The sequence below is a fragment of the Chitinophaga sp. RCC_12 genome, from assembly GCF_041360695.1.
Taxonomy (GTDB): domain Bacteria; phylum Bacteroidota; class Bacteroidia; order Chitinophagales; family Chitinophagaceae; genus Chitinophaga.
The window spans coordinates 1,071,701-1,088,776 of sequence record NZ_JBFUPS010000002.1 but is presented as its reverse complement, the minus strand read 5'-3'; the positions used below and the strand labels follow the sequence as shown (position 1 = coordinate 1,088,776).

The 17,076-nt window shown below is 44.9% G+C and carries 11 protein-coding genes; 5 read left to right on the top strand and 6 right to left on the bottom strand.

Annotated elements, in window-relative coordinates; genetic code table 11:
- Window positions 1-105: 105 nt before the first annotated feature.
- Both AB6805_RS09775 and rbfA read right to left on the bottom strand, forming a co-directional pair.
- Window positions 106-1,329 (bottom strand): FtsX-like permease family protein, encoded by a 1,224-nt coding sequence (locus tag AB6805_RS09775; RefSeq protein ID WP_370909243.1) that lies wholly within the window; start codon window positions 1,327-1,329, stop codon window positions 106-108.
- Window positions 1,330-1,372: 43 nt separating this feature from the next.
- Entirely contained in the window at window positions 1,373-1,753 is a 381-nt protein-coding gene (gene rbfA, locus AB6805_RS09770) for a 30S ribosome-binding factor RbfA (RefSeq protein WP_370909242.1), read from the bottom strand.
- Window positions 1,754-1,950: 197 nt separating this feature from the next.
- Here rbfA and AB6805_RS09765 point away from each other — a divergent pair, with 197 nt between their 5' ends.
- Both AB6805_RS09765 and AB6805_RS09760 read left to right on the top strand, forming a co-directional pair.
- Window positions 1,951-3,783, top strand: a complete 1,833-nt coding sequence (locus AB6805_RS09765) for an ABC transporter ATP-binding protein (protein ID WP_370909241.1) — start codon at window positions 1,951-1,953, stop codon at window positions 3,781-3,783.
- Between the two features lie 213 nt (window positions 3,784-3,996).
- Window positions 3,997-5,511: a glycosyltransferase gene (locus AB6805_RS09760; protein ID WP_370909240.1), complete on the top strand. Its 1,515-nt coding sequence runs from the start codon at window positions 3,997-3,999 to the stop codon at window positions 5,509-5,511.
- A 76-nt stretch (window positions 5,512-5,587) separates the two neighbouring features.
- On the opposite strand, the gene AB6805_RS09755 is transcribed toward AB6805_RS09760, so the two are convergent.
- Window positions 5,588-6,631 (bottom strand): TraR/DksA C4-type zinc finger protein, encoded by a 1,044-nt coding sequence (locus AB6805_RS09755; protein ID WP_370909239.1) that lies wholly within the window; start codon window positions 6,629-6,631, stop codon window positions 5,588-5,590.
- Window positions 6,632-6,637: 6 nt separating this feature from the next.
- Window positions 6,638-9,964, bottom strand: coding sequence for an isoleucine--tRNA ligase (ileS, locus tag AB6805_RS09750; RefSeq protein ID WP_370909238.1), 3,327 nt, complete (start codon window positions 9,962-9,964; stop codon window positions 6,638-6,640).
- A gap of 256 nt (window positions 9,965-10,220) precedes the next feature.
- On the opposite strand from ileS, the gene AB6805_RS09745 reads away from it, so the two are divergent.
- Complete coding sequence (locus AB6805_RS09745; protein ID WP_370909237.1) at window positions 10,221-10,685, top strand: PepSY-like domain-containing protein; 465 nt, start codon at window positions 10,221-10,223, stop codon at window positions 10,683-10,685.
- 461 nt (window positions 10,686-11,146) lie between these two features.
- On the opposite strand, the gene AB6805_RS09740 is transcribed toward AB6805_RS09745, so the two are convergent.
- Together AB6805_RS09740 and AB6805_RS09735 are read right to left on the bottom strand one after the other, a co-directional pair.
- A complete protein-coding gene (locus AB6805_RS09740) occupies window positions 11,147-11,998 on the bottom strand; it encodes a hypothetical protein (RefSeq protein WP_370909236.1) in 852 nt (283 codons plus the stop codon).
- Window positions 11,999-12,138: 140 nt separating this feature from the next.
- Window positions 12,139-13,101, bottom strand: coding sequence for a helix-turn-helix domain-containing protein (locus AB6805_RS09735; RefSeq protein WP_370909235.1), 963 nt, complete (start codon window positions 13,099-13,101; stop codon window positions 12,139-12,141).
- 118 nt (window positions 13,102-13,219) lie between these two features.
- Between AB6805_RS09735 and AB6805_RS09730 the strand changes: the two genes are divergently transcribed.
- Together AB6805_RS09730 and gyrB are read left to right on the top strand one after the other, a co-directional pair.
- A complete protein-coding gene (locus tag AB6805_RS09730; RefSeq protein ID WP_370909234.1) occupies window positions 13,220-14,899 on the top strand; it encodes a hypothetical protein in 1,680 nt (559 codons plus the stop codon).
- Window positions 14,900-15,022: 123 nt separating this feature from the next.
- Window positions 15,023-17,005 (top strand): DNA topoisomerase (ATP-hydrolyzing) subunit B, encoded by a 1,983-nt coding sequence (gyrB, locus tag AB6805_RS09725; protein ID WP_370909233.1) that lies wholly within the window; start codon window positions 15,023-15,025, stop codon window positions 17,003-17,005.
- Window positions 17,006-17,076: the final 71 nt, after the last annotated feature.

Here is a 17,076-nt window from a genome sequence, read left to right as displayed (position 1 = left end):
CCAGGAACGTGGATAAATGGGGGACGGGTATTAAAATAAAAAAAAAGACCGCATCATTTATTTATGATACAGCCTCTTTTTTTTAATATTTTAATGAGTTAAATATCAGGTTGCCTTCAAGGTAATCGCTTCCACTGCTGCCCTTCTCGCCGGATACCAGCTGGCAGCCACGCCTATTACAATAATCGTAACAAATACCAACCCGAAATCTGCCGCATGCATACTCACAGGGTATGAATCCACCAGGAAAGAAGTCCCCTCCAGCTTAATAATCCCAAAATGCTGCTGCAACAAACAAAAGGTGATTCCCAGCCCAAAGCCCAGTACCGTTCCAATACCCGCAATAATCAATCCTTCGGCCAGGAAAATGCGCATAATCAGCGACTTACGTGCCCCCATCGCCTTCAGGATCGTAATATCTTTCTGTTTTTCTATCACCAGCATATATAACGAACCAATCATGTTAAAAGCAGCAATGATCATAATAAAACTAAGTATCACATATACTGCCCACTTCTCTGTTTGCATGATGGCATACAGCGACTGATTCTGCTCATACCGGGTTTGCACCTTGTACCGGCCACCCAGCAACTTTTCAAGTTGCACTTTCAGCACATTATCGTTTATCCCTGCCCGTGTCCCGATTTCCAGCGACGACATCTCATCGGCCCCCATCTGCAACAGGCCCCGTAAAAATTCAATGTTTGTAATAACATACTTACTGTTGAACTCCTGCTGAATCGCAAAAGTTCCCGCCGGATACAAAACGCCGTTGTTCAGCGCATCCTCCGGGGTCACAAAAGCATTCACATTCCGTCGGGGAAGATATACGGTTACAGGTGCAATGCTATGCACCACATCCACGCCCAGCGCACCTTCCAGCTCCAATCCCAGCACTGCCCGGTAGGCCACACTGTCGCCGGTGTCAAAACGTCCGCGGATAATATTGCTTTTTACATCGGTAACATAGTTATAACTGCTGTCCACTCCCTTCAATACGGCAATCGTAGGCTCGTCACCGTAACGGAGTACTGCCTTCTCTTCAATTACCCGGGAGAAATGGGCTACACCCGGCACCGCTGCTATTTGCTGCAGCTGCGCAGGCGTAAGGATAATTGTTTTACCGGTAACCGGCGCAATTTTCACTGCAGGGTAAAAAGAGGAATAAAGGGATTTTACCAGGCCCTCAAAGCCGTTGAACACGCTCAGTATCACAATCAGGGCGCCAGCGCCAACTGCAATTGCCACCACACTTACCCAGGCAATGATATTGATAGCATTGGTAGATTTTTTGGCCCGGAAGTAACGGGAAGCAAATTGCCAAACCATGTATTTGTAGGATTACGAATGAAGAATAAAGAATCCGTAACCCTTATTTCTTGCCATCCTTGATATTGGCGTCATCTTCCTTGATTTTCTTGAATAACTCTTCCATCTTAAATACGTAATCAAGCGTATCGTCTAAAAAGAAGCTCAACTCGGGGATCCTGCGCAATTGTTTGCCTAATCCTATTCCCAGTAACTTCTTGATCTCACCCATTCTTTCCTTGATCCGCTCCAGCATCTCTGAAGGGGCTTTGATCTGGAACATACTCAGGTATACCTTCGCCTCCAGCAGGTCTGGGGTCATCTTCACGGCAGCAACAGATATCATTCCCCCTTCCACTACATTAAATCCCAACCGCTGAAAAATACCACTCAGCTCCTGCTGCACTAGTTGTCCTATTTGTTTCTGCCTTTTAGTTTCCTGCATCTCATTCAGTTTTAATCGTTAGTAAAACAGTCTGTGTACGATAATAACATAATTACCCCGCCCCGCCAAACCATAACCGGCTGCCAGCAGCCCGTCAGTTGCGAAATTAACCATTTCCGGGAAAGAATAGCCGCATTTACACCCCCTCATACCTTAATTATGCTATTTTTGCCAGCAAGTTAAACAGACTACCAGGAATGAAGACATTCAAGCGATTACTAAGATTTGCCACGCCTTTGCACCATTATCTGCCGGAATATGTTATATATACTTTTATAGGTATCATATTCGGTATGGTCAATTTTGCTATGCTGATCCCGTTACTGACCGTTATTTTCAACCAGGTGGGCGAAATTCCACAGGCACTCCCTGAACCACATTTCACCTTTTCTATCAATTATTTTATAGACCTGTTCAACTATTATTTCTACAACTTTATCAGGGCCAGCGGCTCCAAACAAAGCGCCCTGTACTTCGTTTGTGCTGTGATAGGCGTATGTATCGTGATTGCCAACTTCGGCCGCTACATGAGCGCCAGGGTAATGGTACGCCTTAAAATGACCGTACTTTCCCGGCTACGTATACGCCTCTATGAAAAGTTTACGCAGCAATCACTGTCATTTTACAGCGATCAGCAAAAGGGAGATTTGCTTTCTTCCATGACCAACGATGTACAGGAAATAGAAAACAGCGTGATCAATGCCATACAAACACTGCTGCGCGACCCGTTCATTATAATCGGCTACTTCGCGGCACTGTTCTACCTTTCCGTAAAACTCACCCTGTTCACGATTGTATTTTTTCCTATCTCCGGTCTGCTGATATCTTATGTATCCAAGAAATTAAAACTAAAAGGAAAATTCAGCCAGGACCTGTTAGGAAAAATTCTTTCGGTAACTGAAGAAACACTTAGCGGTATCCGGATCATACAATCCTTCACCGCAGAGCGTTTCATGAAAAATAAATTTGGCGAGGTAAACAACCGGTTTGTGAAAGTGAGCAAATCGATGTACAATCAGCGCGAACTCGCTTCTCCTATTTCTGAAATATTAGGCGTGATCGTTATCGTAATCCTGGTAATTTATGGAGGCAGCCTGGTATTATCCGGCAGCGAACTGCTTACCGGCGCTACTTTCATGACATACCTCGTTTTCTATTCACAGATCATGCAGCCGGCAAAAAATGTGTCAACTTCCATTACCACTATACAAAAAGGAATGGTAGCCAGTGAAAGGATTTTCAAAATACTGGACGCCCCGGTAACCATTCACGAAAAGCATAATGCACGCGCTGTGAGCGGGTTTAATACCAGCGTGGAATACGATGATGTTTCCTTTAAATACGAACAGCAATATGTGCTGAAACATATCAGGCTTACTATTAACAAGGGACAAATGGTAGCGCTGGTAGGCCGCAGTGGTGCAGGAAAATCCACGATGGCAGATATTTTACCACGCTTCTATGATGTGAATGAGGGCGCAATTCGTATAGACGGCATCGATATACGTGACCTGAAAGTGCATGATCTCCGCAGCCTGATCGGCGTTGTATCACAGGAGGCCATTCTTTTTAATGATACGGTGCTGAACAATATTGCTTTTGGTCAGCCGAATGCCGACAGGGACGCTATAGTCACCGCTGCAAAGATTGCCAATGCACATGAATTTATTGAACACCTGGACAACGGTTATGATACCATTATCGGCGACCGCGGGCTGAAACTCAGCGGGGGCCAGCGTCAACGACTTACCATTGCACGTGCCATCTTCAAAAATCCGCCTATCCTCATATTGGATGAAGCCACTTCCGCACTCGATACTGAGTCCGAAAAACTGGTGCAGGCCGCACTGGATAAACTCATGCAAAACCGCACCACTATTGTGATTGCCCACCGGTTGAGCACCATACAACATGCCAGTGAAATCATTGTAATGGACCACGGGGAAATCAAAGAACGTGGTACACACGACGCATTGCTGAAACAACACGGCATCTATCACAAACTGGTGGAAATGCAGGAATTTAAATAGCTAATTGCTAACGTTAAAGAATATACGTAAACGGGCATGTTCTGCTTTGAGTGGAACGTGCCCGTTTAACCAGTCTCCGCATGGCTTTCGGTAACATTTTCTTCTTATCGAAAACCCGTAATAGGTATGGTTTTTGTTATTGAAGCGCCCTGACAATGCCAACACCAGCTCTTTGCAGCACTTATTTTTTAACCTTTAACATAGCGAACTCCTATGATATCTATCGTAATTCCTGTATTAAACGAAGGTGCTACCATACGCCAGGTTATTAAAACCGTAAAGAAAACGTCCCGGAAAATTGAGATCATTGTGGTAGACGATAATTCTACAGACAACACAGTGGAAGAGGCGATGAAAGAACATGTGAGAGTGATTACCAGCAGCCAGCGCGGGAAGGGAATATCTATGCGTGAAGGTATGATGGCTGCCAAACACGATATTATTGCCTATGTTGATGGCGACATCCTGACTTACCCCGACAATATTATAGACCTATTAACTGGTCCTATCGAAAAAGACGAAGCCGACTTCGTCAAATCCTACTTTGAAAGGCAGGCAGGCAGGGTCACCCAATTGGTGGCCAAGCCACTGCTGAGTATATTATTCCCCGAGATTGCTCATTTCCAGCAGCCGCTCAGCGGGATGATTGCTGCGCGCAAATCATTCCTTTCCCGTGTGCATTTTGAAAATGATTATGGCGTGGATATCGGTCTGCTGATAGATATGCATCACCTGGGCGCCCGCATTACAGAAGCAAATATCGGAAAGGTGGAAAATGCCATGCAAACCTGGGAACAGCTGAGCAAAATGTCGAGAGAAGTATCCCGCACTATTCTCCGCAAAGCGGAAAATATACCACAGGAAAATCTTGAAACACTGGGCAACATTAACCTGATACGGGAGCAAATGGAGTATTCCATCCTGGAGTCTATTGATAAACTGCAGAAGATGGTCATCTTTAACCTGGACCATGCCGTGTTTACACAAGACTACATCCAATGGGCTGCAGTGGCCTTCGGGCAGGAGGAAGGGCTACAGGAAATTGAAGCTTCCGGGCATGATCCGGTAACTACATTACATTTAAAAGCCACTCTTTTTGAAGGGCGCAATATTGCAGAATTACTGGAAGTAGCGGATGCCATTCCGTTGGTACCCGGCATCCGCGAAATAGTGCGTGAACTGAAAAAAAGAGGGTATGCTGTTGGCCTGATCACCGACGGTTTTGGTACCGTAGCCCGTCATATCAAGAATCAGCTGGGAATGGATTTCGTATTTGCCAATAAGCTGCACCTGGTTAACAGCGTGGCTACCGGCGAGTTTACTATTGCAGACTACTTCATGAAAGGAGAGGAATATTCCCGGAGTAATATGTTTCCTTACATCGCGCAGCAGTATCATATTAATACACAAAATATCATTTATGTGGGAGATGGAAAACGGGATAGTAAATTATTAACGGAGGCCGGCATCGGCGTTGCTTTTTGTCCACAGTATCCGGGCAATGTTGTAGAAAAGGTTGCCGATAAAATTATCAGCGGCTTATCATTAGTGCCGCTGTTGGATATTGCGCAGGCGAGCCCGGCGAAGTTTGGCATTAAATTGCCGGCTATCAGTAAAAAGCAGGCGCGTACAATTGGAGTCGGCAGCCTGATAGGTTTGGCCGGAGCGGGGTTAATTTACTTCGCCGTGCGACAAATACGTAATAAAAAAGAGATGGCCACCTGTTGATGATATTCATTCAACTATAAAGGAAAAGGCGCAGCGGATAACCGCTGCGCCTTTTCTGTCTTAATTAGTACTAAGACTATTTACTTTTAGCCAGTTTAGCTTCAATGCTCAATGTAGCGTGAGGAACTGCTCTGAGGCGTGCTTTATCTATGAGTTTACCGGTTACGCGGCAAATACCATAGGTTTTGTTTTCAATACGCATCATTGCTTTTTCCAGGTGATCAATGAACTGGATCTGACGGCTGGCCATCTGGTTCAGTTGCTCTCTTTCCTGGGAGCCGCTGCCATCTTCCATACTCATGTATTTGTTCTCTGTATCGTCGGTACCGGCCTCATCTTTACGGGTGATCAAGCCTTGCAGATAGATGAGCTCCTTTTTAGCCGATTCCAGCTTCTTTTGGATCAGTTCTCTAAACTCCTGCAGGTCTGAATCACTATATCTGTATATAGGACCAGTAGGTTGTGCCGGTTGATCCAGCACTGACTTGGTGAATTCAGGTTGATAAGTTACCAGGGTAGCTTTTCCACCTTTTTTCTCAGATTTTTCAGTTTTTTCGGGTTTTTCGGATCTTTCCGCCTTTACTGACTTTTCAGCCTTAACAACAGGCTTTTCGGCTGCTTTTTTTGTGGATTCTTTCTCCTTAGCAACTTCTACCTTAGTATCTGCTTTCTTTACTGCCATCGTTTTAAGTTCTTTTTCTTCTGACTTAGAAATAAATGGTTTCTCTTTTTCAGCGGAAACACTTTTCGTTACCACTTGCTGCTTTACAGCAGGCTCTTTTTTAACGGTCGATTTCGCAGGTACAGCAACTTTCTTGACGGATGATGTTTTACTGTTTGGTAAGGCAGAGGCCTTTTTCACTGCTTTTTTAGGCGCCGGAGCGACTTTTTTGGCAGTGCTTTTAGCTACCACGGCTTTTCCGGCTGCTGGTTTTGCTGCTGCTTTAGGGGCCGCCTTTTTAGGGGCTGCTTTTGCAGCTGCTTTTTTTGGAGCAGGCGCCGCTTTCTTTACCGGAGCAGGTTTAGCAGCTTTCTTCGCTGGTAATGCCTTTGCCACAGTCTTTTTAGCCGGAGCTGCTTTCTGGGTCGTTTTACTAGCAACCTTCTTTTTTGTTGCCATGGGGGATTAGCTTTTTTTGTTAACTAATACATTAAATTTAAGGTCATTTACCTCTATTTCTGTACCATCTTGTAATCGCTCCACTAATTCCAGGCTATCTGCCAAAATTTCCGTGCAAATATAATCATTATAGTTCACAATGGCCGACTTGAGCGTGTCTACACTTTCAATCGTTACGTCAATTCTGTCAGTCAAAGCAAAATCACTATCCTTACGGATCTTTTGTATTCGGTTTACCAGTTCCCTGGCATTGCCTTCATCTTGCAACTGGGGAGTAATAGTAATATCGAGCGCTACCGTTAAGGCGCCTTTATTAGCTACTGTCCATCCCGGAATGTCTTCGGAAATGATTTCAACGTCAGAGAGTTGGATTTGCAACTGCTCTCCCTCTACAACCAGGTTGAAATGGCCGTCGCGCTCAATGGTGGTAATTTCTGCCTCTGTAAACGCGCTGATTGCGGCTGCTACAGATTTCATCTTTGCTCCCATTTTACCACCGAGGGACTTGAAGTTAGGCTTAATCTTTTTCTTGATAAAACCCTCCGTTTCCGTAAGATAATCAATCCCTTTGACATTAACTTCACTTTTTATCAGGTCCGCTACCATTTCTATTTGCTCCTTCATCCTCCCATTTGCCACCGGAATTAAAATCTTCTGCAGAGGCTGGCGAACTTTAATGTTCACCTTTTTACGCAAGGATAATACCAGCGAGGAAATATCCTGTGCGAGCTGCATTCTTTCTTCCAGATCAATGTCTACCGCACCCTCATTTATCGCCGGAAAATCAGTGTGGTGGATGGAAGCAGCCTTGCTGCGGCCACTCACACTGTTCAGGTTGTTAAACAACCAATCGGTGAAAAATGGGGAAACCGGGGCCATCAATTGTGCAATTTTTTCCAAACATTCGTATAATGTCTGGTAAGCACTAATCTTATCATGCTCGTATTCTCCCTTCCAGAACCGGCGGCGGCACAACCGCACATACCAGTTACTCAGCTGCTCATCCACAAAACGCTCCACTGCTCTGCCTGCCTGCGTAGGCTCGTAATCGTCAAAGCTGCTGGTCACGTCTTTCACCAGGGTGTTCAACACGGAAATAATCCAACGGTCAATTTCCGGGCGTTCTTCTAAAGGAATGTATGCTTCCTTGAAAGTAAACTTATCAAGATTGGCATACATAGCAAAGAAATTATAGGTATTGTACAGGGTACCGAACAACTTGCGCTGCGCTTCTCCTATGCCTTTTACATCGAACTTTAAACTATCCCAGGGTGAAGCATTGGTGATCAGGTACCAACGTGTGGCATCTGCCCCAAATTTTTCAATGGTTTCAAACGGGTTTACCACATTGCCCAGGCGTTTACTCATTTTCTGCCCTTTCGCGTCCAGCACTAATCCATTGGAAACTACTGTTTTATACGCTACGCTATCAAAAAGCATCACACCCAGGGCGTGTAAGGTATAGAACCAGCCACGGGTTTGATCTACTCCCTCCGCAATAAAATCAGCGGGGAAAGCCTGTCCTTTATCTATCAATTCCTTATTCTCAAAAGGATAATGCCACTGTGCATACGGCATCGCGCCACTGTCGAACCAAACGTCCACCAGATCAGGCTCACGACGCATTGGTTTACCTGACGGGCTCACCAGGATAATATCATCCACATACGGCTTATGTAAATCCAGGATCCCTTCATGGAGATAGGACTTATTCACATCTCCACCCAACACCTGGTTCGCTTTGCGGATTTCGGCATTCAGTTCCTCAATCCCCCCGATACAGATCTCTTCCGTACCATCTTCAGTGCGCCAGATAGGCAGCGGCGTACCCCAGTAACGGCTGCGGCTAAGGTTCCAGTCGACCATATTTTCCAGCCAGTTGCCAAAACGACCGGTACCGGTGGATGCCGGCTTCCAGTTGATCGTTTTATTCAACTCTACCATTCTGTCTTTTACCGCGGTAGTTTTTATAAACCACGCATCCAGCGGGTAATACAACACTGGCTTATCAGTACGCCAGCAATGCGGATAAGTATGTTCGTATTTTTCTACTTTAAATGCACGGTTCTCTTTCTTCAGTTTCACAGCGATATCCACGTCTACATCTTTGTAATCGGGATCATCTTTATAGTTCTTTACATATCTGCCTGAAAATTCACCCACATTCCCGGTAAACTTACCGGTCCGGTCTACCAGTGTTAAAATGCCTATACCATATTTCTTACCCACCCGGTTATCATCAGCACCAAAAGCAGGCGCGGTATGAACGATACCGGTACCATCTTCCGTGGTAACAAAATCACCGAGGAGTACACGGAACGGATCACCTTCTTCCGGCTGGGCAAATGGCAATAACTGCTCGTAACGGATATTTTCAAGCTGACTGCCCTTAAAGCTGGTCAGTATCTTCCATGGAATTACTTTATCGCCTTCCTGATAAGCTGCAAAGTCAGCGTTTTCCCCTTCTGCTTTGAAATATTTGCCTAACAGCACTTTTGCCATTATCACATTTACCGGCAGGTGGGTATAAGGGTTAAAAGTATTTACCAATACATATTCTATATTAGCCCCTACTGTTAAACCCAGGTTTGATGGCAAAGTCCAGGGAGTGGTCGTCCAGGCCAGGAAAAACACCTCATCCGATCCCGCAGCATCAAAAAGGAATTGGGAATTACTTGCCTTTTGGGCTTTAAACATCGCCACTACCGTAGTATCCTTTACATCCTTATAGGTGCCGGGCTGGTTCAGTTCATGGGAACTCAAGCCGGTACCAGCCGCGGGCGAGTAAGGTTGGATGCTTACACTTTTATACAGGAATCCTTTTTTATAAAGCGTTTGAAGACACCACCAGAGTGTTTCAATATAGTTGTTCTCAAAAGTGATATAAGGATCTTTCAGGTCTACCCAGTATCCCATTTTCAGGGTCAGGTCATCCCACATATCTTTATATTTCAATACCTCCCGGCGGCAGGTATCATTATATTCAGCGACAGAAATCTTTTTACCTATGTCCTCTTTGGTAATCCCTAAAGTTTTTTCAACACCCAGTTCCACCGGCAAACCGTGGGTATCCCACCCGCCTTTACGCTTTACCTGGTAACCGCGCATCGTTTTATAACGACATACCAGGTCTTTTAATGTACGTGAAATAACATGGTGAATGCCGGGTAAGCCATTGGCGCTTGGAGGTCCTTCATAAAAAACAAAAGGAGTGGCGCCTTCGCGCACGTCCACACTTTTTTCAAAAGCCTGGTGCTGCTCCCAGTGTTGCAGTATATCTTTCTCTATCTGAGGTAAATTCAACTGGCTATATTCCTGATATTTGCTGGACATAAAACAATTCCCCGCCCTTTGATGTTATTTAGACAATAATTGATTAAAATTGTGCGAAGTTAAGAAAATACGCTGGCTCCTAAATAGCCATCTTTACTAAAAACCATGCTTTTTGAATATTTTTTATTGTTTTTTTTGTAATTTGCAATAAAGAATACAGAAGCTGCGTTTTTGGCATTGTTTTAGCTAACTTGCCAGGAAGAATTAGAAAAACCTAGTAGTTAATTTTAGCCCAACGGAAAAAACCATATCGAGTATGAAAAAGTTGACGTTAATATTTTGCGCGGTTCTATTCACTTCCGGCATAACTTTTGCACAGCAAAAAAAATCAGTTAAAAAAACAAAGATAGTTGCCAAAGCGGTGCAAGCACCTGAGGCAGTTAAGAGTTCTTTTGATCAGAATTTTGCGGGAACAGCGGCTGCTAAGTGGACAAAGACAAGTGCGGGACATTGGACAGCGAGTTTCCAAAAAGACAATATAAACACAATTGCAGAGTATGATGCAGATGGCAAATGGGTTGCCACAAGAAGCGCGTATGATGCTCAAAACCTTCCGGAATCAGTGGCTGGTACACTGAAAACAAAATATCCGGCGGCAACCATAAAAGATGGCTGGAAAATTGAGAGATCAGATGTAGCTGCATACTACAAAATCAATATTCAGGATAACGGTACGGACAAGGCAGTGTTGCTGAATGAAGCTGGTACCATCACTGAATAACACAAACAAGTATTTCATAGGTATAGGGATAAATAGGACAGACCCTGCTCTTTTGGGCGGGGTTTTTTATTTGTTATGACTCCTCACTTCTGTTTTTGCAGGCTATCATTTCCCAACATGTGAATTTTTCCCAACGGTAGAACCTGCAAATTCCACAACCACATATCAGCAGGTTGCTTTACCCAAACAAAAAAAGTCGCCCGCAGAAGCGAACGACTTTATAAAATCTGGTAGAAACTTTTCTGGCATATTGCACTTCAATGGTGTTTGATATTCATGCAAGTATGATTTATGGCTTTACTTACTTTGCCAGCCAAGCTTCTTCCAAGGTCAAATCTGATAAGGAAGCTTATAGGAAACGCAAATGGATATCTGCCTATCGTGTTACAAAGAAACACCTATATTTCATCTTCCGTTTTTCAAATCGGGAAAACAAATGATCGAAAAGGGAAAATACCAGCTCATTTGCCCGGCTTCAAACCTCTTTTCAGGGCCCGGGAAACGGTAAACCAATAAAACCGGACTAGCGATCCCTGGTAGAAATACTTCAAAACCCACTTATATTCACCCTGGAAATGTAATACAGACATAGGTTGCACCCTTCCGTCGATGGACCTACAATACACAGTCTCTCCCTTTAAAGTGATCGCCTTCCTGTCGCCAAAGGACTGGTAAACGCCGTTTTCGCTGTAAACAGCCGAAATGTTATGGTCAATGCCCAGTGAATTACCGATGGCATTGGAGTTCAGGTAGGGAATTCCCTTCTCTTTTACCCACATATAGAGCAGGGTCATATCTGAAATAGCCGTTCTTCCTATCTTTTCCTGCTGCATTTCGTAATGCCTGGCCAGGAAATGATCCTGCTTATTTCTCTCATAGGTTTCCAGCAGGTAATCAGTAAAACTATTGATCAGCGCTTTATTCCAGAACGAAAAATGTGGCGAAATCTGGTGTTCGCTGCCTTCTCCGTAAAACCCTTCACTCCCTATAAATATGCCTTGCAGCGATGTATCTTCCCGGATGTGCTGCAGGTTGTTTACCAGGTAAATGTCTGAGTCGGAAAGAATAAAAGCATCCTCACTTTTATGGGCTTCCGCAATGGCGAAATAACGGGCGAAACAACTTACTTCAAACTCAAACGAATTGACACTATAATGTTCATAAAGAGACAGGAATTTCTCATACCTGGCGTTGCCTTTCAACTTATCAGGACCAAGTACTGTAATGTTCAGGCTTAAACGCCGAGCTTTTCGTTCATATAATTTTAAATAGATGAGATCCCTGTTTTCATATATATAGATGTCATTCAACATGTGTGCTGTTTTATCATCTGCTATGAGTTTGAACAGATGATTAAAGATTATATGAAGATAGTTAGGTTATTTAACGCAGAAGTACTTCACCTTACGGAAAAATCATAGAAGTGACGTAGAAAGAAAGGAGAAGCTGTTGTTTAGCGCAGCAACAGTTCACAGGGTTTCAGCCCGGTGTGCTTTTTAAAGGCAGTGGAGAAGTGGGAAATGCAGGAATACCCCATCAGCATAGCTACTTCAGAAACGGACATTCCCTTTTCATACAAAAGCCCCTTGGCCTTTTCCATTCTCTCTTTCTGGAAGTAATCATATATGGTGGTGCCATACATGGCTTTGAAGCCTTTCTTCAGGTAACATTCGTTCATGGCCACCCGGCGGGCCAGGTCCCTGATGGTAATAGGAGAGTCCAGCTGCTCCAGGAGGATACCCCGGGCATTCTCTATTTTTTCACGGTCTTCCAGGTGGGTGAGGAAGCGGCAACCATAGCGCTCATCGGTGTCGTTCTGCATAAACTGGTCGGAGCTGTATAGTAACAGGTCCAGCGCCCGGCTTTGCAGGAATATATTTTTCAGCATGCCCTCGTAATCGTGATGTACCATTGTTTCCAGTACGGATTTGGACTTCGTACACGGTTGGATGGTTTTCACGAAAGGTTTGCGGGACTGATTTTCAAATAAGGAAAAGGTAGTGGTACCCTTTTGCAGCGATTGTATGAATGCAGGCTGGAAGCGAACGGTGATCAGATCTACTGATGGCACCCTGTCATTGCAGGCTTCCTTCTTTCCCTCTGAACAAAGCTGATCGGTACAGGAAGGATTTTTACAATATTTGCTGCCGGCAACACAATACCGGAGCTCAATGGCGGCAGATTGCCCCCTTTTGGCCGGCTGGTAAATGACCATCGCCACATCTTCAACAGGTAACGGCTTATCGTAAGTAAAACGTTGTAAGGTAAAATCAAGACAGTCAGGTACTGACACACTATCCTGCTCCGCCAGCTGTAACTGGTCGCTCATCGCGGGCTGCGGAATGGCCAAAGACAATATTTCCTGTATTTCTTTCACTTTATCTGTTTTTAAACGCCGTGCTGTTATAGAAGTCACAAATTTAGTGATTCGTTTTTTAAACAAATACGTTTTGACAATACAGTTACAAACACATCTATCCTTCTCCCGTTAAAACCGCGATTTACTTGGTATAAATTTCGTATATCCTTTAGGGATGGCAAAAAATGGCTTTAATATCCGCAGACTGGTAAAAATCATACTCATTGTAGCCGGTATACTTACCGTGCTGGTAGTGGGTACCGGCTGGTATCTCAATCAACACTGGAATAAGTTGTTGAAACGGGAGCTTCAGGGCTATGTGACCGATCTGTCGGACAGTTTGTATACCGTTAAGTTCAAAGACCTGCACCTGGACGTGCTTTCCGGCAGTGTCACTATCGACAAAGCCAGTATGACGGCCGATTCTGCGGTATATCAGCGGCTGCTGTCGCAACAAAGGGCGCCAGCCGATATTTACACTATCAGCGTTGACCGGCTGGAACTCAGGTACTTTAAGCCGTGGCGCTATTTCTTCGGAAAGCATCTCAACGCAGGAGTCCTTACTGTAACGGGTCCCAGTATTATCCTGGATCAAAATGCTACCGTAAAAGATACCAGTACCCCGAAAACAGCCTACCAGAATATCTCGGCCAAAATGAAATCCATTTTCATAGGCAAACTGGTACTGGACAGCACCAATTTCAAATATATTTTTACCCGGAAAGATTCTTCCCGGGTGATCCATCAATTCCACAATCTGAGGGTCCGGATCAATGATTTCCTGATAGACTCGGTTGCCCTGGACGACCCCACCCGTTTTTTATATGCCCGCAACTACGAAATCGGGATGAAGGACTACATGAACCGGACGCGGGATAGTCTTTACTGGATGTATATCCGCGGGATACGGTACGATGCGGCGGAACGTACCCTGCACGTGGGCCGGTTTGAACTGCAACCCCGTTATGATAAAACGGCCTTCCAGAAAAAAACAGGCGTGCAGCAAGACCGGTTTGAAGTGGTGTTTAATGATATAAGTCTGCGTAATCTTAATCCCCGCCTGTTGTTACAGGAACAACAGATCTGGGCCGACCGGGTAAATATTCAGAATGGCAGATTAGATATTTACAGGAACCGTATGATGCCTATGCCTCCCGGCAATAAACTGGGCCAATATCCCCACCAGTTGCTGGCAAAGCTGGATGTTCCCATAAATATAGATACGCTTACCGGCAATAATGTTGATATCAGATATACGGAATTGAGCCCGGTTACCGAACAAACCGGGTATATCGATTTCAGTCATGTACATGGTTTATTCCGCAACATCACCAATATCGATAGCCTGGTGGCCAAAAACAGGCACCTCACAGCCGACCTTGACGCGGTATTTATGAAAAGCGGTAAACTCACCGCCCGTTTTGATTTTGTGCTGAACGACAAGGGTGGCCGGTTTGGCGTTTCCGGCCGGCTGAGTAATATGAACGGCAAAGATCTGAATGTAATTACCCAGCCAATGGGGAAGATCGAAATCAGGTCGTGCGATATCCAGGACCTGACCTTTAATATCAACGGAGGTGAGCGAAGCGCCAGTGGCCATGTAAAACTGCTGTATCAGAACCTCAAAATTGCCGTTTTAAAGCAAAACAAGGATCATGATGGGTTTAAACGTAAAGGACTCATCAGCTTGGTGGCTAATGCATTGGTAATCAAGTCCGAAAATCCATCCAAAGACGAAAAACCCCGCACCGCCGATGTTACCTATACCCGCGACATCAAAAAGTCTTTTTTTAACCTGGTGTGGAAAACTTTATTTACAGGGGTAAAAGACATTGCTGGCGCTGGAAATCTCTAGTGGAAAAAATGGTGGATCCTCACCGCATAAAAACAGCCCTTCTTTTGTGGAAATGAGGCTTATTTTTCGTACATTTGCATGATTGTCTACCGATTTTATTTCTAATAGATTTTACACCAACATATGAGCGAAGAATTAGTGCAAGCACCCAGCCCCAGCAGCAACGGATATGATGCAGGGAGTATACAGGTATTGGAAGGACTGGAAGCCGTTAGGAAGCGTCCGGCCATGTATATCGGCGATATTGGCGTCAAGGGTCTCCACCACCTTGTTTATGAGGTAGTAGATAACTCTATCGATGAAGCATTGGCCGGGTACTGCAAAAATATTGATGTTACCATCCTGGAAGATAACTCCATCCGTGTAAAGGATGATGGCCGTGGTATTCCAACCGGCATCATTCCAAAGGAGGGTCGTTCTGCCCTGGAAGTAGTAATGACAGTACTCCACGCCGGCGGTAAATTTGACAAGAACACCTACAAGGTGTCCGGAGGTTTGCATGGTGTGGGTGTGAGTTGCGTGAACGCATTGAGCGACAGGCTTTATGTAACCGTAGAACGTGAAGGCAAATTATTTGAACAGGAATTTCACCGTGGCGCCCCACAGTATCCTGCACGTGAAATAGGTACCAGTGAAGTAACCGGAACCACCATTCACTTTAAACCCGATGGTGAGATTTTTAAAGATACCACCTACAACCGCGAAATCCTTGCCGGTCGTTTACGTGAGCTGTCTTACCTGAACCGCAAAATCAAGATTACTTTAACCGACGAACGTGAAAAAGATGAAGAAGGTAACTTCTTCTCTGAAATTTTCTACAGTGAAGGTGGTATCCGCGAGTTTATCCAGATGCTCGACAAAAATGGCCGCCGTAACCCGATATTGCTGAATCCTATTTATGTAGAAGTACATGAACCGGTTTCAAATGTAGCAGTAGAAGTTGCGCTGGTATATAACGACGCATTCAGTGAAAACATTTTCTCCTACGTAAATAATATCAACACCATTGAAGGAGGTACACACGTAGCCGGTTTCCGCCGCGCTATTACCCGCGTATTTAAATCTTATGGTGATAAAAATAAAATGTTTGAGAAGTCGAAGATCGAAGTTACCGGCGACGACTTCCGTGAAGGACTGAGCGCTATTATCAGCGTGAAAGTTCCTGAACCGCAATTTGAAGGACAAACCAAAACCAAGCTCGGTAACTCCGATGTAATGGGTGTGGTAGACAGTTCTGTTGCTGCAGTCCTGGAGGCATTCCTGGAAGAAAATCCACGCGAAGCCAAAACCATCATCAACAAAGTAGTATTGGCGGCACAGGCCCGTGAAGCTGCCCGTAAAGCACGTCAGCTGGTACAACGCAAAAGCGTAATGACCGGCAGCGGCTTACCAGGTAAACTGGCCGATTGCTCCGATAACGATCCTACCAAATGTGAACTGTACCTTGTCGAAGGAGACTCCGCAGGTGGTACAGCCAAACAGGGACGTAACCGTAACTACCAGGCCATCCTGCCGCTCCGTGGTAAAATCCTCAACGTGGAAAAAGCAATGGAGCACAAGATCTACGAGGATAATGAAATCAAAAACATCTTTACCGCACTGGGCGTTACCATCGGTACAGAAGAAGATGATAAAGCACTGAACCTTTCCAAACTGCGCTATCACAAGCTCATCATCATGACGGATGCCGACGTGGATGGTAGTCACATTGCCACACTGATCCTGACCTTCGTTTTCCGTTATATGAAAGCAATGGTAGAACAGGGTTACGTGTACATTGCACAACCACCGCTGTACCTCGTGAAGAAAGGTAAAGAACAAACTTACGCCTGGACAGAAGAACAGCGTAAAGAAGCGACCCAAAGGCTCGCTGGCGGCGGTAAGGAAGACAGCGTAACCATTCAGCGTTATAAAGGTTTGGGAGAGATGAACGCAGAACAGCTGTGGGATACTACCATGAACCCGGAACACCGTACCCTGAAACAGGTAACCATTGAAAGCGCTGCTGAAGCAGACCGCGTATTCAGTATGCTGATGGGTGATGAAGTACCTCCACGCAGGGCGTTCATCGAATCACATGCGAAGTATGCTAAGATTGATGCTTAATTACGTATATACGTTATAGTTATAAACAAAAAATCCTGCCGTTTCAGCGGCAGGATTTTTTGTTTATCTTC

Bases quoted from the DNA above. Each gene is read 5' to 3' on its own strand.
- AB6805_RS09775 (WP_370909243.1), bottom strand. From the start codon at position 1,329: ATGGTTTGGCAATTTGCTTCCCGTTACTTCCGGGCCAAAAAATCTACC.
- rbfA (WP_370909242.1), bottom strand. From the start codon at position 1,753: ATGCAGGAAACTAAAAGGCAGAAACAAATAGGACAACTAGTGCAGCAG.
- AB6805_RS09765 (WP_370909241.1), top strand. From the start codon at position 1,951: ATGAAGACATTCAAGCGATTACTAAGATTTGCCACGCCTTTGCACCAT.
- AB6805_RS09760 (WP_370909240.1), top strand. From the start codon at position 3,997: ATGATATCTATCGTAATTCCTGTATTAAACGAAGGTGCTACCATACGC.
- AB6805_RS09755 (WP_370909239.1), bottom strand. From the start codon at position 6,631: ATGGCAACAAAAAAGAAGGTTGCTAGTAAAACGACCCAGAAAGCAGCT.
- ileS (WP_370909238.1), bottom strand. From the start codon at position 9,964: ATGTCCAGCAAATATCAGGAATATAGCCAGTTGAATTTACCTCAGATA.
- AB6805_RS09745 (WP_370909237.1), top strand. From the start codon at position 10,221: ATGAAAAAGTTGACGTTAATATTTTGCGCGGTTCTATTCACTTCCGGC.
- AB6805_RS09740 (WP_370909236.1), bottom strand. From the start codon at position 11,998: ATGTTGAATGACATCTATATATATGAAAACAGGGATCTCATCTATTTA.
- AB6805_RS09730 (WP_370909234.1), top strand. From the start codon at position 13,220: ATGGCAAAAAATGGCTTTAATATCCGCAGACTGGTAAAAATCATACTC.
- gyrB (WP_370909233.1), top strand. From the start codon at position 15,023: ATGAGCGAAGAATTAGTGCAAGCACCCAGCCCCAGCAGCAACGGATAT.